At 64.0% G+C, this 21,692-nt stretch carries 19 protein-coding genes and 1 pseudogene; 14 read left to right on the forward strand and 6 right to left on the reverse strand.

The window, feature by feature from the left end; all coding sequences use genetic code 11:
• The first annotated feature begins 50 nt into the window (after positions 1 to 50).
• A complete protein-coding gene (locus AC1DHL_RS24035; protein WP_478096781.1) occupies positions 51 to 1,919 on the forward strand; it encodes an ATP-binding protein in 1,869 nt (622 codons plus the stop codon).
• A gap of 55 nt (positions 1,920 to 1,974) precedes the next feature.
• Here AC1DHL_RS24035 and AC1DHL_RS24040 read toward each other — a convergent pair whose 3' ends face one another.
• On the reverse strand, positions 1,975 to 2,646 hold the full coding sequence (locus AC1DHL_RS24040) for a GntR family transcriptional regulator (protein ID WP_478096779.1): 672 nt from the start codon (positions 2,644 to 2,646) through the stop codon (positions 1,975 to 1,977).
• A gap of 160 nt (positions 2,647 to 2,806) precedes the next feature.
• Between AC1DHL_RS24040 and dctP the strand changes: the two genes are divergently transcribed.
• The 3 genes from dctP to AC1DHL_RS24055 are packed head-to-tail and all read left to right on the forward strand — an operon-like array spanning position 2,807 to position 5,648.
• Entirely contained in the window at positions 2,807 to 3,787 is a 981-nt protein-coding gene (gene dctP, locus AC1DHL_RS24045) for a TRAP transporter substrate-binding protein DctP (RefSeq protein ID WP_478096777.1), read from the forward strand.
• Between the two features lie 17 nt (positions 3,788 to 3,804).
• On the forward strand, positions 3,805 to 4,350 hold the full coding sequence (locus AC1DHL_RS24050) for a TRAP transporter small permease (protein ID WP_478096775.1): 546 nt from the start codon (positions 3,805 to 3,807) through the stop codon (positions 4,348 to 4,350).
• On the forward strand, positions 4,347 to 5,648 hold the full coding sequence (locus AC1DHL_RS24055) for a TRAP transporter large permease (RefSeq protein ID WP_478163616.1): 1,302 nt from the start codon (positions 4,347 to 4,349) through the stop codon (positions 5,646 to 5,648). Before AC1DHL_RS24050 ends, AC1DHL_RS24055 begins: the two co-directional genes overlap by 4 nt.
• Before the next feature lie 50 nt (positions 5,649 to 5,698).
• Here the strand turns inward: AC1DHL_RS24055 and AC1DHL_RS24060 are convergent, their stop codons facing one another.
• From AC1DHL_RS24060 to acs, 3 genes are all read right to left on the reverse strand, one after another.
• Entirely contained in the window at positions 5,699 to 6,142 is a 444-nt protein-coding gene (locus tag AC1DHL_RS24060) for a universal stress protein (protein WP_478163617.1), read from the reverse strand.
• A gap of 96 nt (positions 6,143 to 6,238) precedes the next feature.
• Positions 6,239 to 6,616: a DUF488 domain-containing protein gene (locus tag AC1DHL_RS24065; protein WP_478096772.1), complete on the reverse strand. Its 378-nt coding sequence runs from the start codon at positions 6,614 to 6,616 to the stop codon at positions 6,239 to 6,241.
• A 96-nt stretch (positions 6,617 to 6,712) separates the two neighbouring features.
• The gene (gene acs / locus AC1DHL_RS24070) at positions 6,713 to 8,665 is read right to left on the reverse strand and encodes an acetate--CoA ligase (RefSeq protein WP_478163618.1); all 1,953 of its coding nucleotides are present in this window, start codon (positions 8,663 to 8,665) and stop codon (positions 6,713 to 6,715) included.
• A gap of 141 nt (positions 8,666 to 8,806) precedes the next feature.
• Here acs and AC1DHL_RS24075 point away from each other — a divergent pair, with 141 nt between their 5' ends.
• Positions 8,807 to 9,691, forward strand: a complete 885-nt coding sequence (locus AC1DHL_RS24075) for a LysR family transcriptional regulator (RefSeq protein ID WP_478096768.1) — start codon at positions 8,807 to 8,809, stop codon at positions 9,689 to 9,691.
• 102 nt (positions 9,692 to 9,793) lie between these two features.
• Positions 9,794 to 10,198, forward strand: coding sequence for a group III truncated hemoglobin (locus AC1DHL_RS24080; protein WP_478096766.1), 405 nt, complete (start codon positions 9,794 to 9,796; stop codon positions 10,196 to 10,198).
• 177 nt (positions 10,199 to 10,375) lie between these two features.
• Here AC1DHL_RS24080 and AC1DHL_RS24085 read toward each other — a convergent pair.
• Positions 10,376 to 10,636, reverse strand: a pseudogene (locus tag AC1DHL_RS24085) (IS3 family transposase); the annotation flags it as partial.
• A gap of 158 nt (positions 10,637 to 10,794) precedes the next feature.
• On the opposite strand from AC1DHL_RS24085, the gene AC1DHL_RS24090 reads away from it, so the two are divergent.
• Complete coding sequence (locus tag AC1DHL_RS24090) at positions 10,795 to 12,399, forward strand: ThuA domain-containing protein (RefSeq protein ID WP_478096764.1); 1,605 nt, start codon at positions 10,795 to 10,797, stop codon at positions 12,397 to 12,399.
• 21 nt (positions 12,400 to 12,420) lie between these two features.
• Positions 12,421 to 13,686 carry a thioredoxin domain-containing protein gene (locus AC1DHL_RS24095; protein WP_478096762.1) on the forward strand — a complete coding sequence of 422 codons (1,266 nt, stop codon included), beginning with the start codon at positions 12,421 to 12,423 and terminating at the stop codon, positions 13,684 to 13,686.
• A gap of 54 nt (positions 13,687 to 13,740) precedes the next feature.
• Here the strand turns inward: AC1DHL_RS24095 and AC1DHL_RS24100 are convergent, their stop codons facing one another.
• On the reverse strand, positions 13,741 to 14,484 hold the full coding sequence (locus tag AC1DHL_RS24100; protein WP_478096760.1) for an IclR family transcriptional regulator: 744 nt from the start codon (positions 14,482 to 14,484) through the stop codon (positions 13,741 to 13,743).
• Between the two features lie 210 nt (positions 14,485 to 14,694).
• On the opposite strand from AC1DHL_RS24100, the gene AC1DHL_RS24105 reads away from it, so the two are divergent.
• From AC1DHL_RS24105 to AC1DHL_RS24130, 6 genes are read left to right on the forward strand one after another with little or no spacing between them, the layout of a single operon-like run.
• Positions 14,695 to 16,179, forward strand: a complete 1,485-nt coding sequence (locus AC1DHL_RS24105) for an aldehyde dehydrogenase (protein WP_478163619.1) — start codon at positions 14,695 to 14,697, stop codon at positions 16,177 to 16,179.
• A gap of 5 nt (positions 16,180 to 16,184) precedes the next feature.
• Positions 16,185 to 17,393, forward strand: a complete 1,209-nt coding sequence (locus AC1DHL_RS24110) for a CaiB/BaiF CoA transferase family protein (RefSeq protein WP_478163620.1) — start codon at positions 16,185 to 16,187, stop codon at positions 17,391 to 17,393.
• Positions 17,394 to 17,449: 56 nt separating this feature from the next.
• Positions 17,450 to 18,292: a citryl-CoA lyase gene (locus tag AC1DHL_RS24115; protein ID WP_478163621.1), complete on the forward strand. Its 843-nt coding sequence runs from the start codon at positions 17,450 to 17,452 to the stop codon at positions 18,290 to 18,292.
• A gap of 20 nt (positions 18,293 to 18,312) precedes the next feature.
• Positions 18,313 to 20,073 (forward strand): thiamine pyrophosphate-binding protein, encoded by a 1,761-nt coding sequence (locus tag AC1DHL_RS24120; RefSeq protein ID WP_478163622.1) that lies wholly within the window; start codon positions 18,313 to 18,315, stop codon positions 20,071 to 20,073.
• Positions 20,057 to 20,497 carry a type II secretion system major pseudopilin GspG gene (gspG, locus tag AC1DHL_RS24125; protein ID WP_478163623.1) on the forward strand — a complete coding sequence of 147 codons (441 nt, stop codon included), beginning with the start codon at positions 20,057 to 20,059 and terminating at the stop codon, positions 20,495 to 20,497. Before AC1DHL_RS24120 ends, gspG begins: the two co-directional genes overlap by 17 nt.
• 5 nt (positions 20,498 to 20,502) lie before the next feature.
• Positions 20,503 to 21,690 carry a type II secretion system F family protein gene (locus AC1DHL_RS24130; protein WP_478163624.1) on the forward strand — a complete coding sequence of 396 codons (1,188 nt, stop codon included), beginning with the start codon at positions 20,503 to 20,505 and terminating at the stop codon, positions 21,688 to 21,690.
• Positions 21,691 to 21,692 lie beyond the last annotated feature (2 nt).

A 21,692-nucleotide genomic window follows, 5' to 3' on the forward strand; every position in this document is an offset into this window, starting at 1 on the left:
TGGATTTCTGCAGAGGGATACAGGTCGGATTCGGCTTGTGCGGTGGTCTCATGAAAGCAATTCTGAAGACAGGTTCGCAACCACGCCCGCGAGCGAAAGGTTCCGGCAAAGACAGGCCATCTGACGGAGGCAAGCTCAAGATAGGCGACGATTGGAATGCCATCCGGATCATCGCGCTCTCGCAAAGCAATCCGCTCAAGGCCATCGCCGAGTTCGTCGAAAACAGCATCGACGCCCACGCCAGGAACGTCACGATCACCCGCGGCCGGGACCACGGTGCGCACTATCTCTCGATCAAGGACGACGGCGATGGCGTGCCCCGCGACGAGGAGGGCTTGCCCAATTTCAAGTATGTCGCAACCCATATCTGCGACTCGATCAAACGGCGTCTGAAGACTGAGGGTCGTGGCAATGGACTGCAGGGCGAGTTCGGCATCGGACTCTTGAGCTTTTGGACCGTCGGCGACACGTTGACGATGGTGTCGGCCGGCGCAGATCAGCGCGCCTACCAGATGTCGATGAGCAGGGGCGACTCTCGCTACGAGGTCACTCAGCGGCGTGTGCTGTTCGCCGAGCGCGGCACCGAGCTCAAAATCAGTCCGCTGCTTGAGGGCATCCGCAACTTGAGCGGAGAAAAGATTCAGTGGTTCCTTGCTTCCGAGCTGCGCGATCGCCTACGCAATGAGCAGGTCCGGGTGATCGTGATCGACAATCTCGCGCGCAAACAGTATGAAGTCGAGCCTCGAGCGTACGAAGGGAGACTTCTCCACCAGTTGCCGTCCGTGCGCACGCCGTTCGGAGATGCCTATGCAGAGCTGTACCTTGCGCAGCCGGCCGACAGTTGCCGGGTTGCGCTGAGCCGGTCCGGGACAAGGGTCGTCGAGGATCTTGCGACCCTGCCAGGGCTTGAGAGCGTGCCTTGGTCCTCTCGATATCTCCAAGGTCTGGTGGACGCGCCGTTCCTGAACCTCACCCCGGGCACGCGCAGTGGCGTTATCCATGACGAGCGGTTCGCCGCCCTGCTTGAAGCGCTGAAGCCTCTCGAAGCCGCAGTGAACGTCGTCATCGAGGCCCAGTTGCGAGCCGAGGAAGAGCAGGCGAGCCAGCAGTCAATGCGTGCGATTCAGCGAGCGTTTCGCGAGGCGCTTCTGGCCCTCCCGCCCGAAGAATACGACTGGTTCGACATTCAGGACCGCGAATATCGTGACGGCGGAACCTCCAAAGCGGCGGTAGGGGATGCCTCGCTGCCGGACGGAATTTCCGGTCTGGGCGTTGAAGAACCGTCGGTAAACGGGAGCGAACAGCTGCAGTTTTTCGACCACGCGGGCCCGTTGTTCGGTGTCGTCATATCGCCGGCGGCGAGCACGGTGCCGGTCAAGGAGCGACGGCGCTTCAGGGCGCTGCCGCGCGATCGATCGCGCCGGCGTGTGACGCAAGATCTGCTGTTTGCCTGGGAGATCGTCGAGGGCGAGGGGTCGATCGATTTCACTGCCGACCAGGAAGTCGAATTTTCAGCGACTGAAACGCCTGGCCTGGTACGCCTGCGAGTGACCGTGAAGCAGCGTGAACTCAGCTTCAGCGCAGAGGCACTCGTGACGGTGACAGATAGCCTCGACCTCCCGATGAATCCCGCGGTCGCGAATGCGCGGGGACTGCCGGGCTATACGTTCGAACGGGCAGCAGGGGCCCTCTGGAGATCGCGATTCGATGCCGAGCGCAACGTCATCGTCGTGAACAACGGGCATCGAGACTTCGTTTTCGCGACGAAGAACCGCGCATTGCAGCTTCGATACCTGGTGCGGTTGTATGTCAAGGAGCTCGTGCTCAAGAACTTTGCGGGAGTGCCCGCGGAACAGCTGCTCGAGCGAACGGTTGAACTCTCGCTCTATGCCGAAGAAAAGCTCAAGGCTGGCACGTAGCGCCTCTGGGCGAGCTCTGGGACGGAAATGGTCCGATGGCACCACTTGCTCAAGCTCAGACCACCAGCCCCTTGTCGATCATGTGCTTCACAGAGTCCTGCACATGCTTGGTGAGTGCAGTCTGCGCGCCCTTCCAGTCGCGCTTGAGCGCGCAACTCAGCAGACGCCGGTGCTCACCGGCGGCGACTTCGCCGCGGTACCCTGCCGCCACCATCTGGTAGCGCAGGTAGCGGTCGTAGATGATGGCGTGGGTCTGCATCAGCAAGAGGGAGCCGCAAGCGGAGATCAGCGCACGGTGGAATTCGCGGGCGTAGCGCTTCCATGCCTGCGCGTTGGAGCGCTCCTCGGCGCTCATGCGGCGTTCCATCGAGGCCAGCTTGTGATGCGCGGCGACGACCTTGCCTTCCCATTCCATGTCGCCCGCCTCGAAGGATTCGCGCAGTGCATGCACTTCGAGCAGGCAGCGCATGGCGGCCACCTCGCGCAGGTCGGCTGCCGAGATGGGCGTGACCTGAAATCCGCGTGAACCCTCGGCCACGATCAGACCCTCGGACGAGAGCCGGTTCAGGTTCTCTCGCAGTGTGCCGACGCTGACTTCGTAGGCGTCGCGCATGCGGTCGAGGGTCAGCCGCTCACCGGGAGCGAGCTGCCCCGACACGATGTCCGCGCGCAGTCGCTGGTAGGTCTTTTCGCCGACGGTATCCATCTGCCGAGCTTCTTCGAGCATTGCGTGTCTCAGCATTCCTGTTCGCGCCATCGGTGGGGCCCAAGGCGCGAAGCGATCATACGGCGGAGGCGCACGTCCTGCTTATCGTTGAAGCCTATTGTTTTCATTCGACAAACTCCGTAATGTCGGATGAATTAACAAGTGGAGACAACTTATGCCAATGTCGATTCCCCGTCGCACCGTCCTGCGGACCGGAGCCTCTGCGCTTGCCCTTGCCGTCTCGCCACTGGCCCTCGCGCAGAGCGGGCCGAAGATGCGCTTCAGCTGTGCCTTCACCGAGCAGGATCCGCGCGCCGACGCCTACAAGGCCTTCGCAGTCGCCATGAAGAACGACATCGACTTTCAGCCGTTCTGGGGCAACACGCTGTTCAAGCAGGGCACCGAGCTGGTGGCCCTGCAGCGCGGCAACCTCGAGATGTGCAACCTCGCGCCGCAGGACATCTCCAAGCAGTTGCCGGCCTGGTCGCTGCTGACGTCGGCCTACCTGTTCCGCGACGTGTCGCACCTGAAGAAGACGTTCAAGAGCGAGGTCGGCCAGCAGTTCGTCAAGATTGCGCGCGAGCAACTCGAGATCGAAGTCATCACGCCGGTCTACTTTGGCTCGCGCCACGTCAACCTCAAGCCTGACCGGCAGATCAAGACGCCGGCGGACCTGGCCGGCATCAAGCTGCGTATGCCGCCGGGCGAGTTCTGGCAATTCCTCGGAGAGTCGATCGGCGTCAACCCGACACCCGTGGCTTTCGCCGAGGTCTACACCGCGTTGCAGAGCGGGGCCATCGACGGACAGGACAATCCGCTGGTGCTGAGCAAGCTCATGAAGTTCGACGAAGTGACGACGCAATTCGTCCTCACCGGCCACGTCGTCGGCTTCGATGTGATGGCGGTGTCGTCAAAGGCGTGGAAGGAACTCAAGCCGGAGCAGCAGGCGCGGTTCCGCGCGGCCGCCGAGAAGGCGATCGACGATTACACGGCCAAATTCGAGGGGCAGGAGCGGGACGTGATCGCTGCACTGAAGGCCGAAGGCAAGAAGGTCTACACGCCCGATGTGGCCGCCTTCCGCACCTTTGCGCAAAAGCGCTATGTCGACAAGTACGGCAGCGAATGGCCCAAGGGCGCGCTCGAAAGCATCAACGCGCTCTGACCCCGGGTCCTCGATCGATGACTCAAGAATCCCCACGGCCGGGCGCCCGGACAGGGGGCTCGGCGGCCCGACGCTGGCTGCAGCGCCGCGCCGACGACGTGGCTGTCGCGCTCATCGGCATCATGTTCGTCTCGTTCCTGCTGCAGATATTTTTCCGCTACGTGCTGAACCGGCCATTGGGGTGGACGGAAGAGGTCACGGTGCTGTGCTGGGTCTGGGTGGTGCTGTGGGGCGCGTCCTTCATCGTCGCGGATGCCGACGAGGTGCGCTTCGACATCCTCTACAACGCGGTGCCTTCGGGCGTGCGACGCGTCTTCACCGTCATCGCCAGCGTGGCAATGATCGTGTTGACGGCCCTGTCATTGCCCGCCACATGGCGCTACGTTGCCTTCATGCGACGTGAGCATTCCGCTTTCCTCGGCATGCGCTTTGACTACCTCTATTCCATCTATGTGCTGTTTGCAGTCGTATGCATCGTGCGCCAGGCGGTGATTGCGTGGCGTGCATGGCGCGGCGCGGCGCCTGCGGCGGCCGTCGAATTGCCGGGGGGAGGCAATCCATGATGGGCCTTTCGCCCTTTTCAATGTGCGTGGTCGTGCTGATCGCGCTCGCGCTGCTCGGGCTGCCAGTCGCCCTGTCGATGATCGCCGCATCGATCTTCTATCTGCTGGTGGCCGGCCTCGACCCGGGGACGGTGGCCGAGCAGATCCTGAACGGGCTCTACAACAGCTACGTGTTGCTGGCCGTGCCGCTGTTCATCCTCGCGGCCGATCTGATGAACACCGGGAGCCTCACCGACCGGCTGCTGAAGTTCTGCCTCATGCTGGTAGGGCGGTTCCGAGGCGGGTTGGGCCACGTCAATATCGTCTCCAACGTGATCTTCGCCGGCATGTCGGGCTCGGCCATTGCGGATGCCGTGGGCATCGGCCGGATCATCATCGGCATGATGTCGCGCGGTGGAAAGTATCCCGTGGCGTACGCGGCGGGCATCACCGCCTCGGCCGCCATCATCGGCCCCATCATTCCGCCGTCGATCCCGATGGTGATCTATGCGTTGGTGTCGGATGCGTCGATCGGCTATCTGTTCCTTGGCGGCGTGATCCCCGGCCTGCTGTTGGGTGTGGCCTTCATGGTGATGAACGGCGTGATCGCGCGGCGTCGCAACTACCCGGTCGAGCCGCCGGTGCAATGGCGCGAAGTGCCGCGCATCACCATCGACGCCTTTCCGGCGCTGCTGCTGCCGGTGATCCTGCTGGTGGGCATCTATGGAGGCGTGATGACACCGACCGAAGGTGCAGCAGCGGCCGCGGCCTATGCGCTGCTGGCCGCGGCGCTGATCTACCGCTCCCTCTCTCCGCGGCAGGTGTACGGGGTGCTGCTGTCGAGCGCCAAGGCCACCACCTCCGTGGGCATGCTGATCGCGGGTGCGCTCGCCTTCAACTACGTCGTCACGATAGAGGCCATCCCGGTGTCGGTGCAGCACTTCGTCGCAGGCTTTCACCTGTCGAAGATTGGCTTTCTGCTGATGGTCAACGCCATCCTGCTCGTGCTCGGTTGCCTGCTCGAGGGGACGACCATCCTGCTCATCATCGTGCCAATCTTCATCCCGGCCGTGAAGGCGCTCGGCATCGACACGGTGCACTTCGGCGTGGTCGTGGTGGTCAACATCATGATCGGCCTGCTGACGCCGCCCTTCGGGCTGCTGCTGTTTGTGGTGGCCAACATGACGAAGCAACCGTTGTTGGCCATCGTGCGCGAAGCCACGCCCTTCATCCTCGCGGCGATCGTGGTGCTTGCGCTGATCACGTTCGTCCCCGAGACGGTGCTGTGGTTGCCGCGCGTCATGGGCTACAAGGGTTGACCGGACCTTGCCTGGTACCGCAGAAGCGCTCAAAAACCGCTGCAGTCCATTCAGCGCAACACGAGAACCGGCAGTTTCGAGTGCGTCAGCACGTGTTGGGTTTCACTTCCGAGCAAGAGACGCGCAATTCCCTTCCGGCCATGCGAGGCCATCACGATCAGATCGCTCTTGTGCTTTTTCGCCGCGGCGATGATGGCGTCGGCCACCATGTCCGAGACGACCGTCGCGGTCTTTACCTTCACCCCGCTTGCTTCGGCGCGCTCGCCGACGACATCCAGGCGGTCTTGCGCCCTACGTGCCGACTGGCCTTCGATGCGCGCAACATCTTCGTTCGTGAAGACCATCACGCCATCGAAGTAGCTCCTCGCATAGCGGGGCACCACCGTCAGCGCGACAAGCTCGGCGCGGTTCTCCGCCGCGAGGTCAATGGCACTCGTCACTGCCTTGTCCGAGAGCGCAGTGCCGTCCGTCGCAACCAGGATTCGGTGAAACATGTTCTGCTCCTCAGGGTAGGTAGATTGAAGGAAGGTCGACTTTCCGCGTGCGGCCGGATCGTCTGATGACCGGCGCCGTCATGATGTCGATGACTTTCATGTCGAACTCCTGTTCGATCGTGGCGAGGCGTCGCGCCACTCGCTCAGAACGTCGCGCAGCACGACCGCGTTGTTGTGGGAAGTGTCGCTGGCGTCGTAGACAAGCGTCACTCGACCGCGACGGCGCAGGTCGTCCAGCAGCTGCAGCAGGTCGTCTCGCTGTGCAAGTTCGGCCCGATACTTCTCCTGGAATGACTCCCAGCGCCTCGGGTCATGGCCATACCAGCGGCGCAATGCGTGACTGGGCGCTACCTCCTTGAGCCAGAGGTCAACCGTCAGCTGGTCCTTCGTCAGGCCCCGTGGCCAAAGGCGATCGACCAGAACGCGCATGCCGTCGTCGTCGGACACCGCGTCGCGTGCCCGCTTCACGACCATCGTGCTGGACGCCCCCCGCGGGCGGTCCCGTTGGACAAGCGTCGAGCGACCGGGAGGATGAAGCGCCGTCGGATGCATGACGGGTCCTTCCGGGCGCTACGCAGCCGTCGCGACGATGCGACGGCCGCTGATCAGTCCCTCGAGCACGGATGAGTCCGCCAGCGTCGAGGTGTCGCCGAAATTGGACATCTCGTTGGCGGCGATCTTGCGCAGGACACGTCGCATGATCTTGCCGGAGCGGGTCTTGGGCAAGCTCGGCGCCCACTGGATGGCATCGGGTGCGGCAATGGGGCCGATCTGCTGGCGCACCCATCGCCTGAGGTCGTGACGCAACGCGGAGGTCGGACGGGCGTCGGCCCGCAAGATCACATAGGCGTAGATCCCCTGTCCCTTGAGCGAATGCGGATAGCCGACCACGGCGGCTTCGACCACCTCGGGGTGCGCGGCGAGCGCGCTTTCGATCTCGACGGTCCCGAGTCGGTGCCCGGACACGTTGATCACGTCGTCGACACGGCCGGTGATCCAGTAATAGCCATCCTCGTCACGCCGCGCGCCGTCCCCGGTGGAATAGAGCCCTGGATAGGCGCTGAAGTAGCTCTGCACGAACCGCTCAGGATCGCGGTAGAGCGTGCGCAGCATTCCGGGGCCCCCGTCACGAAGACACAGCATGCCTTCGCAAGCGCCATCCAGAACACGCCCCTGCTCGTCGACGATGACCGGCTCGACGCCGAAGAAGGGCAAGGTTGCCGAACCGGGCTTGGTCGCGGTGGCGCCCGGCAGCGGTGCGATCACGACGGCGCCGGTTTCCGTTTGCCACCAGGTGTCGACGATCGGGCAATGGGCCTCGCCGACGACGTTGTAGTACCAGAGCCAGGCTTCCGGGTTGATCGGTTCGCCGACGGTGCCGAGCAGCCGCAGCGAATGGCGACTGCACTGTCTCACGGGTGCATCGCCTTCGCGCATCAGCGACCGGATGGCCGTCGGCGAGGTGTAGAAGATGCTGACGCGATGCTTGTCGATGACCCGCCAGTAGCGCGCACTGTCGGGGTAGTTGGGCACGCCCTCGAACATCACGGTCGTTGCGCCATTGGCGAGCGGACCGTAGACGATGTAGCTGTGCCCGGTCACCCAGCCCACATCAGCCGTGCACCAAAACACATCGCCCGGGTGATAGTCCAGCACGTATTTGTGAGTCAGCGAGACGGCGAGCAGGTAGCCGCCCGTCGTATGCAGTACGCCCTTCGGTTTGCCGGTCGACCCGGACGTGTACAGGATGAACAGCGGATCCTCCGCACGCATCGGTTCGGGCTCGCACCAGGCTTGCTGGCTCTCAACCAGGGCGTCGTACCAGAGATCCCTGCCTTCGATCCAATCGACGATGCCGCCGGTTCGACGCAGCACCACGCAGGTCGCAACGCTCGGGCATTGTTTCAAGGCCTCGTCCACGTTGGCCTTCATCGGCAGGCGGCGGCCGCCCCGCACGCCCTCATCGGCCGTGATCAGCAACTTCGATTCGCAGTCCTGGATGCGGTTCGCCAGAGATTCCGCGGAGAAGCCCGCAAACACCACCGAATGAATGGCGCCGATGCGTGCGCAGGCGAGCATCGCCACGGCTGCCTCCGGGACCATCGGAAGGTAGATCGTCACGCGGTCGCCCTTGCGAACGCCCAAGGACCTCAAGCCATTGGCCAAACGACACACCTCGGCGCACAGTTCGAGGTAGCTGATCGTTCGACTTTCCGACGGATCGTCGCCCTCCCAGACGATCGCGGGGTGCGATCCATCGTGCAGGTGCCGGTCCAGGCAGTTCACGCTCGCATTCAGCACGCCGTCCTCGAACCAACGAATACGAACGTCACCCGGCTCGAACGAAACATCGCGAATCCGGGTCGGAGACTTGAACCAGTCGAGCGACTTTGCCTGTTCGGCCCAAAACGCCTGCGGCTCGCGCAAGGAGCGCGCGTACGCTTCGCGATAGGTCGGCTCGTCCATCCACCCGCGCCACGTCCACTCGTCCGGGACCGGGAATATCAGATCGCTGTTCGCCACGGTGTGCTCCTTTTGCTGACCACGCACGAATGGTGGTTCAGGAGTCATATTCGGGTCCGGCGCGCACAAAGTAAAACGATATCGATTGTTATTTGAATGCAATAATTTTGATGTTCTCCAAGATTCAAGGATGCGCACTCCATGGACATCAACCTGGCTCGAACCTTTCTGGAGATCGTCGCAACGGGCAGCTTCCAGCGCGCCGCAGAGCGGCTGCATGTGACGCAAACGGCCGTCAGCGCGCGCGTCAAAACGCTGGAAGAACTCCTCGGCCGAAAGCTCTTTGTGCGCAACAAATCGGGCGCCACGCTCAGCCCGGCGGGCGTGCAGTTCCTCCGTTCCGCTTCGACCTTGGTGCAGGTCTGGGAGCGCGCGCGTCATCAAGTCGCGGTGCCACCCGGTCGGCGCGCCGTGCTCACGGTCGGATGCGAGATCAGCTTGTGGGATCCGCTGCTGCTCAACTGGCTGCTTTGGATGCGCACTGCTGCCCATCACCTGGCCATTCGGACCGAAGTCGGTTTTCCGGAGGACTTGCTCAACCGGGTGGCCGAGGGCGTGCTCGACGTGGCCATCGTTTACGCGCCGCAGCAGCGCCCCGGCCTGCGGATCGAACTGCTGATTGAAGAAAAGCTCGTCATGGTCACCACGAAGCGCGGCCAGGCGCCGCGCCCTGCCGACTATGTCTATGTGGATTGGGGACCTGACTTTGCAGCGCAGCACGATCTGGCATTTCCCGCGCTGTCCAATGCCGGCGTGATCGCGGGATTGGGGCCGCTCGGGAGCGAATACCTGCTGTCGGCGGGCGGAGCCGGTTACTTTCGCCTCGACGTCATTCGCGCCCACCTGGAAAGCGGGCGGTTGCATCGCGTGCCCGGAGCACCGGAATTTCTCTATCCTGCCTACGCCGTCTATGCCGCCAATGCGGACGCAAAGATCGTCAACCCTGCAGTCGCCGGGTTGCGGCATGTGGCCAGCCCTGCTTCCGCGCCACGCGCCAAGCGCGCGACGCGGAAGCGAGCCAGCTAGACGGCACTGCCGCTGCGTGGATGGACCTCGTATTGACCATTCGAGTCTCCATCTTTTAAGATCGATATAGACTACTTCTTTTAGAACTCTCGAAGGCTCTCAATGCCAAATCCCGAGTTGTGCACCGAAGCGGACGTGGTGCGACTGGTCCATGCGTTCTATGCAAAGGTACGCAACGATGCGGTGCTCGCGCCGATTTTCGAAGCCCATGTCTCGAACTGGGAACATCACTTGGGCAAGATGGTGGACTTCTGGTCGTCGGTGCTGCGAGGCACGGCCCGCTACCGAGGAGCGCCGATGCCCAAGCACGCGGCATTGCCGGAGTTGAGGATCGAGCTGTTCCACCATTGGCTCCATCTGTTTCGCGAGACCACGCAGTCGCTGGACAACGCTGATCTGCAAGCACGCGCCGATGAACTCGCGCATCGCATCGCAGGAAGCTTGTGGTACGGCTACCAGTTGCACAACGACCCTGAGCGTCCATTGGCGGACCTCGCACATGGCTGATCCGCCGATGGTCATCGGCTTGGGAACGTAGGTCGTGATGCCCGCTTCCTTGAGTTCCTTGCATTGAAGTAGCCGCGGTCGGCAAGAGCTTGCAGCTTGGTCTTGCCGTCGAGCTGCTTCATCTGATCGTGCGGGGCGGGAGCAATCCCCGTCCCCACCGCGACCGTAGTAGCGGATGCAAGCATCGATGACGTGCTCCATCTCTTCCACGCTGGAGAACTCCTGCACGCAGAAGAGTTCGGACTTGAGCGTACCGAAGAAGCCTTCCATCGCGGAGTTGTCCAGGCAGTTCGCAGCATGCAGTCCACCAACGCCTGCATCGTCTTGATGCGGTCGACTTCTCGGATCGTCATCGTGATCGTCGCCCCCCTGATGTGTCCATCGCCGCACCGGAGGGGCGCAACGATGCGACATTTTTATTAGGGAGAAACCCGGCATTCCTGGGTTTTCCCGAATGGCGTGGAACTTGCCATCAGGAAAACTCTCGCCACGGAAACGAAACTCCGTTCTGTTAGAGAGAACGCACAAAGTACCACCATCCGATCCGCGCCGCCTCCCCAGCAGATTCAACAACTCTCAACAAAAAAGGACAAAGCATGAAGAAACTCAACGCACTGAGCCTCGCCATCTCGGCGCTGGCTCTGGGCTTGGCAGCCACCTCGGCCTTGGCGCTCACCGCCGAGGAGCAGGCCCAGGTGAATGCCGCCGGCCAAGCCGCTGCTCAGGCCGTCAAGCAACAAGCCTCGGACCAGGCCGACGCGCTGCTCACCACCGCCAAGGCTCAGGGCGATACGCTGGTCGACGCCGCCAAGGAAAAGGGCGATGCGCTGGTCGCCGCCGCCAAGGCCGCGTCTTATTCCGACTCGGCAGCCAAGGCTGCCGCCCTGGCCGCTGCCCAGGTGGCGAAGTCGAACCTCGTCCTCGATGCCCAAGCGCAGAAGGACAAGCTGGTCGCCGACGCCAAGGCGCAGGGCGCCCAGTTCAAAGCACAGTCCACCATCGACGCCGACGCCGCCAAGACCACCGCAAAGGCGATCACCACGTTCGACATCGGCCACCCCTGGCTGAAGGCGGCCGAGCCGACGGTCAAGGTCCAGTTCAACAGCAACGGCCCCGCCGAAAGCATGGATCCGACCTACAACGTCTGCCGTGGCATCGACCCGCGTTGCTACCACCCCTGGAAGGGCAACGTCAAGAACCGGATCATGATCTACTCGCGCACCGCGGGTCCGCGCCACGCCAACCTCGGCCCGGCCCAGACGACCGCCGGCAGCGTGACGGGTTCGGCCAATATCCCCGACGCCAACATCTATCAGAAGACTGTCGCCAAGTGGATGGAAGAACAAGGCGTCACGGTCACCTGGACTGAAGACGTCAACGTGCTGGCCGGCCTGAGCATCGGCACCTACGACGCCCTGATCATGGCCAGCCCGACCCGCGACACGTTCACCAAGCACGGCACCTTCGTCTCCGAAGGCGCGAAGGGCTACACCAACCTGGCCGGCACGGCCATCGGCACGGGCAACAACCCCGGCGGCAACCTGTCTTCCAGCAACCTGAATACTGATCAGGCCAAGACGTCGCTGCGCAACTTCCTGCGCGCGGGCGGCGGCTTTGCCGGCATGCACAACGTGTTCGGCGCTGAATACAACTGGCCCTACTACGAAGGTCTGCTCGGCAACGCCAACTACATGGACCACGGCTCGGCCCAGGCTGGCGACATCGTCATCGTGAACCAGGCTGACGTCTCGACCGCTGGTCTGCCCAAGCAGTTCCACTTCGCTGACGAGTGGTACAACTTGGCGCCGTTCCCGACCAAGGTCCGCTTCCTGGCCGCCGTGGACGACAACACGCTCTCGACGGGCCGCGGCGGCACGAGCCCCGGTCACTCGTTCCACCCGGTCTCGTGGTGCCAGTACTACGACGGCGGCAAGGCGTGGATCACCACGCTGGGCCACTTCAGCAATGCATTCGACCCGAATGCGAGCAGCAACAGCAACGCTGCCATCTCGGCGACGACACAGGCCTACTTCAAGCAGCACGTCGTGCACGGGCTCCTTTCGGTCATGGGCCGTGAGCCGTTCTGCCAGGGCAACGACAATCGCCCTGACGCCAACGGGAACGTCCGCGACGACAAGTGGTTCAACCCGCTGCAAAGCGCGGCTCAACCGCAAGCTGGTTCGTGGGCAGACGTGCGCTGAGATCCGACTGACTCAGGCATCATGAACGCGGCGGGGATGGCGACATCCCCGTCGCGTTTTTCCTTTGAAAACACCCTCACCGGGCAGGCTCCCATGAAACAGAAGCATCGAGACCGCAAATCCGCGAACAACCCGACGCAGCCGATCATTTCGCTGCTGCACAGGCCGCCTATGCCAGCCCGCGCTCCGGTCGTCATTCCGGGCGTGACCCCGGGCGCGTTCGAGCTGACCCGGCACAACTACGAATCGGCGATCGAGGGCTGGTCACTGGCGGTCGTCGATTTCTGGGCGCCGTCTTCGGCGTTTTGCCGCGAGTTCGCGCCGGTGTTCGCTGCCGCCTCGGTCTGCCACCCCGGCGTTCTGTTCGCCAAGGTCAACGTCGAGGAACAACCGGAGATCGGCTCGCGCTTCAACATCACGTCGATTCCGACGCTGATGATCGTGCGCGACGGCATCATTGTCCACGTCCATGAAGGGCCGCTGCAAGCGGGAGCGCTGGACGCCGCGCTCAACACGGCGCGGACGCTCGACATGGCGCAGATGCGACGCCCGATGACGGAGGCGAACGACGGCAGGGCCGAGGCGGACGCCGGCCTGCCGTCGCTCGAAACTTATCTGCGCCCATCGGTCCGCGTTGCGCTGCCGGACATCGTCCCTCGGCTGGCGGTCGGCAAGCTGGTCCTGATCCGGGACGCCTTCGAGGCGGACTTTGCCGAGCGCATGCACCGCAGCCTCGACAACAGCACGGCCTGGCGCGTGCAGGAGGGTTACGAGGCGCATTTCCACTATCACTATCACGATCTCTCGAACGCCGAGGAGTATCCCGAGGACATCGCCGAGTGTTCCAGGATCTTCGATTCGCCGAAGACGAAGGAGTGGATGACGCGGCTGTCGGGCCGCTCCTGCACCGGGCCGACGGAGTTTTTCGCCAACTGGTATCTGCCGGGCGACTATCTGCATCCGCACAACGACGTGGCGGCCAACGACGCCAATTCGCATCGTCAGGTGACCTTTGTGTGGTATCTGGCGAAAGAGTGGCGCTCCGAGTGGGGCGGCTCGTTCTTCTGGTGCCCGACGAACAGCTACCTGCCAGCCTCCTTCAACACGCTGGCTCTTTTCAACGTGGGGCCGGAAGGCGCCCATCTGGTGAGCCATGTGTCTCCGTTTGCCAAAGGCAAGCGTCTGGCTGTCAGTGGATGGTGGACGGGGCAGACCGCGACGCCTGCCGCTGCCTGGACGGGGCCGGAGCAGATCCGCGCCGGGGACGCGGAGTTCGAGATCTATTGATGACAGCAGTCTTCGGGTGAAGCCCGCCATTCCCCCGAACAGCCGGCACGCCGATTACTTCGATTTCTTCATCCGCGGCAATGAATGCGGCTGCCAGCCACCAAAGGCCGCGACGGCGGGGTTGCCGCCGAAGGTGGCGGTGAGTTCACGGGCATATCTGAAGAGCGGCGGCAGGATCTTCTCCGCCCCCAGCGCCTCGATGCGATAGCGGGGACCGGAGACGTTGATCGCGCCGACCAGGCGGTTGCCGTGGCCAAAGATGGGGGCGGCGAAGGCGGCCGTTTCTGGGTCGCGCTCGCCGAAGGAAGCGGCGTACATCTGCTGGCGCACGAGGTCAAACCGCTTGCCGGCGGCGCCGTTGAAGGCGCACAGCACATGGCCGGAAGCGCCGCTGGTGAGCGCGAAGCGGTCGCCCTCACGCACCGAATCGCGCACCGCCTGCGCAGACTCGACGCGGTGCAGAACCACGCGCCAGTCGGCGTCCACGACGTAGAAGGAGGCGCCCTCCTTCAATTCCTCGACCAGTTTGCGCAGCACCGGCAGCACCAGTTCGCTGGCGTTGAAGTGCTTCTGGTACAGCGAGCCGAGGTACAGCACCTTGGAGCCGAGGCGGTAGCAGCCGTCGGAGTCGCGCAAGACATAGCCAAACCTTTCAAGCGACTTGATCAGGCGCAGCAGGGTGCTCTTGTAGAGACCCGTGCGCTTGGCCAGGTCGGCGAGCGTCGACTTCTCGCTGGTCAGGGCGTCGAGGATCGTCAAAGCGCGGTCAACCGCCGCCACGCCGGTTTCGTCAGTCATTCGAATTCCTCCAAGGTAGATATCGAGGGTCATCGGCATCGCAGTCCAAAGCTGTCCCCCAGGCAGCATTAATTGTCCTGTGCGTTCCGAGTTTGCCCTAGGTGTTTATAAATAGAACTCTATTATGATGGACGGAACGACCGATTGAAGCCCGCCTCTGAGCCAACCCACCGCATTGACCTTCTTTTCCAGCCCGACGGCCCTTGAACGATGAGCACTCCAGCACTTCCCAGATACGAGCATTACATCGACGGCGCGAGCGTGCCGCCAGCCTCCGGCCAGTACCTGCCGACCGACGACCCCTACACCGGCCAGACCTGGGGCGAGATCGCCCGCGGCAACGCCGACGACGTGGCGCTCGCCGTTGCCGCAGCGCAGCGCGCCTTTGAAGGCCCGTGGTCCCAACTCACGCCGTCGGAGCGCGGACGGCTGCTGTGGAAGCTCGCCGATCTGGTCACCGCCAATGCTCACCGTCTGGCGCTGATCGAGCAGCGCGACAACGGCAAGCTCGCCACCGAAGTGGTCGCACAGGTGCGCTACATGGCGGATTACTTTCGCTACTACGCGGGCTTGGCCGACAAGGTGCATAGCGATGTCATTCCTACTGACAAGAAAGGCGTGTTCGCCTATACGCGCTATGAGGCGAAAGGCGTGGTGGCGATCATCACGCCGTGGAATTCGCCGCTGACGCTGACCAGTTGGAAGCTCGCTCCCGCGCTGGCCGCGGGGTGTACGACGGTGATCAAGCCGTCGGAATTCACGTCGGCATCGATGGTCGAGTTTGCCGCGCTGTTCGATCAGGCGGGCTTTCCGAAGGGCGTCGTCAACGTGGTCACGGGGCTGGGGCCGGAAGTCGGCGAACCATTGGTCACGCACCCGGACGTGGCGCACATCGGCTTCACGGGCGGCTCGGTCGCGGGGCGCAAGATCTACGAAATCGCGGCGCGCAATTTCAAGACCGTGACGCTGGAGCTGGGCGGAAAGTCGCCCAACATCGTGTTCGACGATGCGGACCTCGATCAGGCGGTCAAGGGCGTGGTGTCAGGCATCTTCGCGGCGTCCGGCCAGAGCTGCCAGGCTGGCTCGCGGCTGCTCTTGCAGCGCGGCATCCACGATCGCTTTCTCGAGAAGCTGACGGCCTTCATGAGCGACGTGAAGCTCGGCGATCCGAAGGACCCCGCGACCCAGGTGGGGCCGATTTCGACCAAGCCGCAGTTCGAGAAGATCATGGGTTACATCGAAATTGCGAAGAAGGAAGGTGCTCGCCTGGTGATCGGCGGACGCAGCCGGCCTGACTTGGGCTGCGGCCAGTTCGTCGAGCCGACCATCTTTGCCGACGTGCGCAACGACATGCGCATCGCGCAGGAAGAAGTCTTCGGCCCGGTGCTGGTGGTGATTCCATTCGACGACGAGCAGGACGCAATCCGCATCGGCAACGACATCGACTTTGGCCTCGCCGCCGCCGTTTGGACGCAGAACCTCAAGCGGGCGATGTTGATGACCGAGAAGATCAAGGCCGGCACGGTGTGGGTCAACAACTACCGCGCGACGAGCTTCACGTCGCCGTTCGGCGGCTACAAGGAGTCGGGCATCGGGCGTGAATCGGGGACCGAGACGATCAAGGAGTACCTGCACACGAAATGCGTCTGGGTCTCGTCGGACCTCGACGTGCCCAACCCCTTCATTCGCCGATGAACAGCATGACGACAATCAAGGCGCTCGCGGGCATCCGCGTGCTTGACCTGACCAACGTGCTGGCTGGCCCCTTGTGCGCCTACCAGTTGGCGCTGATGGGTGCCGAGGTGATCAAGGTCGAGGCACCCAACAGCGGCGACCTCGCCCGCCAGTTGGGCAACGACCGCTCGCTCAACGCAAAGCTGATGGGGTCCTCCTTTCTGGCGCAGAACGCGGGCAAGAAGTCGATGACGGCGAACCTGAAATCGCCGCAGGGCAAGGAATTGCTGCGGCGCCTCGTCGCGTCGGCCGACGTGCTGGTCGAGAACTTCCGTCCCGGCGTGATGGAGCGCCTCGGCCTCGGCTATGAGGAACTGCGCAAGCACAACCCGAAGCTCGTGTACTGCGCAATCACCGGCTTCGGCCAGGAAGGCCCGATGCGCGACGCACCCGCCTACGACCAGATCATCCAGGGTTTGAGCGGCATGATGAGCGTGACCGGCGACGCGCAGAGCGCGCCGCTGCGCGCAGGCTACCCGGTGGCCGATACGGTGAGCGGCATGGTCGGCGCGTTCGCCATCTGCGCCGCGCTGCTGCGCCGCAACGCAACGGACGAAGGCGGCTTCATCGACGTCTCGATGCTCGACTCAGCGCTGGTTGCGATGGGCTGGGTGGTCTCGAACTACCTGATCGCGGGCACCGAGCCGCAGCCGCATGGCAACGACAACTTCACCGCCGCGCCGTCGGGCACCTTCCGCACCGGATCTGGACCGCTGAACATCGCGGCCAACAAGCAGGACCAGTTCGAGACGCTGACCCGCGTGATTGGCCGCCCCGGCATCGCGCATGACCCGCGCTTTGCCGAACGCGAAAGCCGCAAGCAGCACCGTGCCGCGCTCACGCAAGAGATCGAAGCCGCGCTTGCCACGCGACCGGCGAACGAGTGGGAACAGTTGCTGACCCGCGCCGGCGTTCCCGCGGGCAGCGTGCTCAACATGCCCGATGTGCTGCGCTCGGAACAACTGACGCTGCGCGAATTCGTCCAGACCTTCAGCAACGTGCCGGGCGCTGAACGCGAAGTGCGCGTAGGGCGCACGGGCTTCAAGCTCTCCGGCGGCGATCCGCGAGCCGAGACGCCGCCGCCGGTGCTCGGCGCACACACCGACGAAATCCTCGGCGGGCTTGGCTACACGGCGAGCCAGATCGCCGAATTGCGTGAGGACAGTGCGATCTGAGATGAAACATCCATCGTGTATGACTTCCTTTCCCCGCTACGCCACGGAGGGCTGACATGGCCGACCTCACCCAGCGCCCACCCGAGCAATTGGTCAAGCAGGCCAGCGACTGGTGGTCCACGAGCATCGTGGACATCGAGCCGGGCAAGATTCATTTCCGCGGCTATCCGATTCAGGACCTGATCGGTCGCGTGAGCTATCCCGACATGGCGTGGCTGCTGTTGCGCGGCGAGTTGCCGACGCGCGAGCAGTCGGCGCTACTCGAAGCGGCGATGGTCGCTGGCGTCGATCACGGCCCGCATGCGCCGTCGATCGCGATTTCTCGGATGGCCGTGAGCTGCGGCCTGCCAGTCAACGGCGCGATGGCGAGCGCGGTCAACGTGCTTGACGACGTGCACGGCGGCGCGGGCCAGCAGTGCATGGAACTGATGTACGGCATCGACCGCATCGCGGGCGACGCCGCGCCGCACATGGAGCACGTCGTCGCCGGCCTCGATGCCTTCATCGCCGAGCACGGCAAGATCATTCCGGGCTTCGGCCATCGCTTCCACGGCATCGATCCGCGGGCGGTGAAGCTCATGAAGATGGTCGATGAAGCGCGTGAACGCGGCTTCGTCTCGGGCCGCTTCGCCGTCATCGGCAAGCTCATCGACGAGGAACTCACGCGCCGCAAGGGCGCGCCGATTCCGATGAACATCGACGGCGCGACCGCCGCCATTTATTGCGAACTGGGCTTCGCGCCCGAACTCGGGCGCGGCCTGTTCGTGCTTTCGCGCTCGATCGGCATCCTGGCCCATGCGTGGGAGCAGAAACAGCAGAACGCCCGCATCAAGGGGCCGATGCCTCCGTCCATTCCCTATACCTACACCGGACCGGCCAAGCGCGCGGTCGAGCGTTGAATTTCACCTAAGGAGACACCATGAAAGAAACCATCGCCAAACAACTGGTCCGCGAGCTTGAGCGCCGCGGCGTCGAATACCTCTTCGGACTGTGCGGCCACACCAACATCGCCGTGATCGCAGCGCTGGATGGAGCCAAGGTCAAGTTCATGAACACGCGCCACGAGCAGGTCGCCGCGCACATGGCCGACGGCTATGCGCGGGCGAAGAAGAAGACCGCCGTGATGTTGTCGCACCTCGGCCCCGGCCTCACGAATGCGGCAACGGGCGTGGCGAACGCCGCCCTGGATTCGATCCCGATGGTGGTGATCGCAGGCGACATTCCGACGCACTACTACGGCAAGCATCCGCACCAGGAAGTGAACCTGCACGCCGACGCGTCGCAGCACGAAATCTACCGCCCCTTCGTCAAGCGCGCGTGGCGCGTCGATCGGCCCGACATGTTCGCGCAGATCCTCGACAAGGCGTTCCAGTTGGCCGAGAGCGGTCGTCCGGGGCCGGTGCTGGTGTCGGTGCCGATGGACATCTTCTCGGCGGAAGTCGATACCCGGCTGTTCGAGCGTCTGAGCCACCACACGCCGCATCTGCTCAAGCCCTCGCTCGATGAAGTCGTCGCCGAGAAGATCGTGCGCACCATCGCCGAAGCCAGGAAGCCGGTGATTTATGCCGGCGGCGGCATCCTGCTGGCCGATGCTGCGGAAGAACTGCGCAGACTGGCCGAGCATCTCTCGCTGCCCGTGGCGCACAGCCTCATGGGCAAGGGCGCGTTGCCCGACGACCATCCGCTCGTGCTCGGCATGACGGGCTTCTGGGGCACGAAGTTCGTCAACGACAAATGCCTCGGCGCCGATTGGGTGATCGGCCTGGGCACGAGCTTCCGCGAGGCCGATTGCAGCTCTTGGGAGCCGGAGTTCACCTTCAGCTTTCCGCCGTCGAAGCTGATCCACATCGACATCGATCCGAACGAAATCGGGCGCAACTTCCCCGCGGACATCGGAGTGGTCACGGACTTGAAGGAAGCGCTGGTGGTGCTCAACCGCGTGGCGCGCCGCCTCTATCCCGAGGGCCGCAAGAACGAGGCGCTGGTCAAGGAGATCGCCCAGTACCACGCCGATTTCGTCAAGGGCAACGAGAAGTTGGCGCAGAACGACGCCTATCCGATGCAGCCCGAGCGCATCCTCGCCGCCGTGCGCCGCGTGTTGCCGCGCGATGCGATCATCACGACCGACGTGGGCTGGAACAAGAACGGCGTCGGCCAGCAGTTCCCAATCTATACGCCGGGCAGCATCCTCACGCCGGGCGGCTTCGCGACCATGGGCTTCGGCGCTCCCGCGGCGCTCGGCGCCAAGCTGGCCTGCCCGAACAAGGTGGTCGTGGCGCTCGTCGGCGACGGCGGCTTCGGCCAGAACCCGGCCATGCTGGCGACTGCCGTGGAAAGCGACATCGCCGTGGTGTGGGTGGTGATGAACAACAACGCCTTCGGCACCATCGCGGGTCTGGAAAAGGCCCACTTTGACACGACCTTCGGCACGGTGTTTACCAAGGACGGCAAGCCCTACTCGCCGGATTTCGCCGCCATCGCCCGCGCTTACGGCGCGGAAGGCGTCAAGATCGAGTCGGCTGCCGAGTTCGAAACCGTGCTGCAACAGGCGATTGCCGCCGGCAAGCCGTTCGTCATCGATGTATCGATGTTGAACAACCCCGTCCCCACGGCGGGCCACTGGAACATCAACGACATCTACTCGCCGGGCAAGAAGGTGTCTCATGCATCAACGGATTGAAGCCCGGCGAGGGAACCAGCGCCAGCGCGGCTTCACGCTGCTCGAACTGCTGGTCGTGATGGTCATCATCGGCCTGCTCGCTGCCTACGTCGCGCCGCGCTACTTCTCGCAGGTCGGCAAGTCCGAGGTGCGCAGCGCCCAGGCGCAGATCGATGGGCTGCGCAAGGCGCTCGATACCTACCGGCTCGACACCGGCGCCTACCCGACGAGCGAGCAGGGACTCGCTGCCCTGAACACGCGCCCGGCCAACACGGCGAAATGGAATGGCCCTTATCTCCAGCGCCCGGTGCCGGGCGACCCGTGGGGCAAGCCGTATCAATACAAGGCGCCTGGCGATCACGACGAGTTCGACCTGTTCTCCTTCGGCAAGGACGGACAGCCCGGCGGAACCGGCGACGCAGCCGACATCACGAGCTGGGAATAAAACGCATGCGGTTCGATGTGCGCGCTCTCGACGGGCAGCGGCGGGTCGTCTCACTGTCGCTCGAGGCCGCCGATGCCTCCTCGGCGACGGCGCTGGCGCAGGCCCAGGGGCTTGTGGTGCTGTCGGCGCGGCAGCGAGCCGCTGCGGGCGCCGCGTTCGGCCGGCTTTTGAAGCAGAACTTTCCGCTGCTGCAATTCACGCAGGAACTCGTCGCGCTGCTGCGCGCCGGTCTCTCGCTGCCGGAAACGCTCGAAGTGATGGTCGAGAAGGAAACGCGGGCCGAGGTCCGCCAGGTGTTCGAGCAGATCCGCGGCGCGATCTATGAAGGCCGCTCTTTTTCGCAGGCGCTGCAAGGCAACTCGCGCCATTTCCCCGAGCTGTACATCGCCACCGTCCGCGCCTCCGAGCGCACGGGCGACCTGCCCGAGGCGCTGACGCGCTTCATCGAATACAAGGAGCGGCTCGACCTGGTGCGCAAGAAGGTCGTCTCGGCCTCGATCTACCCGATGGTGCTGCTGGCGGTGGGCGCGCTCGTCACGCTGTTCCTGCTCGGCTACGTGGTGCCGCGCTTCTCCGAGATCTACGCCGAGTCGGGGCGCGAACTGCCGTGGCTGTCGCAGTTGCTGATCGACTGGGGCCGCATGATCAACCAGCACAGCCTGGTGGTCGGGGGCGTCGCGCTGGCACTGCTCGCATTCATCGCCGCGTCGGCCCGGCGCATCCCTGCGCTGTTTGGCCGGCTGATGCGGCGCATTCCGGCGGCGCGGCGGCGCTTGCTGGTCTATCACCTGGCGCGCTTCTACCGCACGCTGGCGATGCTGCTGCGCGGCGGCATTCCGATGGTTCCCGCGCTCGGCATGCTGGCGACGCTGCTGCCGGAAGACCTGCGGGCGCAACTGCTCGCGGCGACGCAACGCATCCGCGAAGGCGTCGCCACGTCGCAGGCGATGGGCGAGACCGGACTCACGACGCCTGTCGCCGCCCGCATGCTGCGCGTCGGCGAACGCAGCGGCGACATGGCCACGATGATGGACCGCATCGCCGCCTTTCACGATGAGGAACTGGCGCGCTGGGTGGACTGGTTCACCAAGCTGTTCGAGCCGCTCCTGATGGCGCTGATCGGCGTGGTCATCGGCGGCATCGTGGTGATGATGTACATGCCGATCTTCGAACTCGCGGGGAGTCTGAATTGACG

It is taken from the genome of Variovorax sp. 10L426, assembly GCF_056395305.1.

Bases quoted from the DNA above. Each gene is read 5' to 3' on its own strand.
- AC1DHL_RS24035 (WP_478096781.1), top strand. From the start codon at position 51: ATGAAAGCAATTCTGAAGACAGGTTCGCAACCACGCCCGCGAGCGAAA.
- AC1DHL_RS24040 (WP_478096779.1), bottom strand. From the start codon at position 2,646: ATGCTCGAAGAAGCTCGGCAGATGGATACCGTCGGCGAAAAGACCTAC.
- dctP (WP_478096777.1), top strand. From the start codon at position 2,807: ATGTCGATTCCCCGTCGCACCGTCCTGCGGACCGGAGCCTCTGCGCTT.
- AC1DHL_RS24050 (WP_478096775.1), top strand. From the start codon at position 3,805: ATGACTCAAGAATCCCCACGGCCGGGCGCCCGGACAGGGGGCTCGGCG.
- AC1DHL_RS24055 (WP_478163616.1), top strand. From the start codon at position 4,347: ATGATGGGCCTTTCGCCCTTTTCAATGTGCGTGGTCGTGCTGATCGCG.
- AC1DHL_RS24060 (WP_478163617.1), bottom strand. From the start codon at position 6,142: ATGTTTCACCGAATCCTGGTTGCGACGGACGGCACTGCGCTCTCGGAC.
- AC1DHL_RS24065 (WP_478096772.1), bottom strand. From the start codon at position 6,616: ATGGTCGTGAAGCGGGCACGCGACGCGGTGTCCGACGACGACGGCATG.
- AC1DHL_RS24075 (WP_478096768.1), top strand. From the start codon at position 8,807: ATGGACATCAACCTGGCTCGAACCTTTCTGGAGATCGTCGCAACGGGC.
- AC1DHL_RS24080 (WP_478096766.1), top strand. From the start codon at position 9,794: ATGCCAAATCCCGAGTTGTGCACCGAAGCGGACGTGGTGCGACTGGTC.
- AC1DHL_RS24090 (WP_478096764.1), top strand. From the start codon at position 10,795: ATGAAGAAACTCAACGCACTGAGCCTCGCCATCTCGGCGCTGGCTCTG.
- AC1DHL_RS24095 (WP_478096762.1), top strand. From the start codon at position 12,421: ATGAACGCGGCGGGGATGGCGACATCCCCGTCGCGTTTTTCCTTTGAA.
- AC1DHL_RS24100 (WP_478096760.1), bottom strand. From the start codon at position 14,484: ATGACTGACGAAACCGGCGTGGCGGCGGTTGACCGCGCTTTGACGATC.
- AC1DHL_RS24105 (WP_478163619.1), top strand. From the start codon at position 14,695: ATGAGCACTCCAGCACTTCCCAGATACGAGCATTACATCGACGGCGCG.
- AC1DHL_RS24110 (WP_478163620.1), top strand. From the start codon at position 16,185: ATGACGACAATCAAGGCGCTCGCGGGCATCCGCGTGCTTGACCTGACC.
- AC1DHL_RS24115 (WP_478163621.1), top strand. From the start codon at position 17,450: ATGGCCGACCTCACCCAGCGCCCACCCGAGCAATTGGTCAAGCAGGCC.
- AC1DHL_RS24120 (WP_478163622.1), top strand. From the start codon at position 18,313: ATGAAAGAAACCATCGCCAAACAACTGGTCCGCGAGCTTGAGCGCCGC.
- gspG (WP_478163623.1), top strand. From the start codon at position 20,057: ATGCATCAACGGATTGAAGCCCGGCGAGGGAACCAGCGCCAGCGCGGC.
- AC1DHL_RS24130 (WP_478163624.1), top strand. From the start codon at position 20,503: ATGCGGTTCGATGTGCGCGCTCTCGACGGGCAGCGGCGGGTCGTCTCA.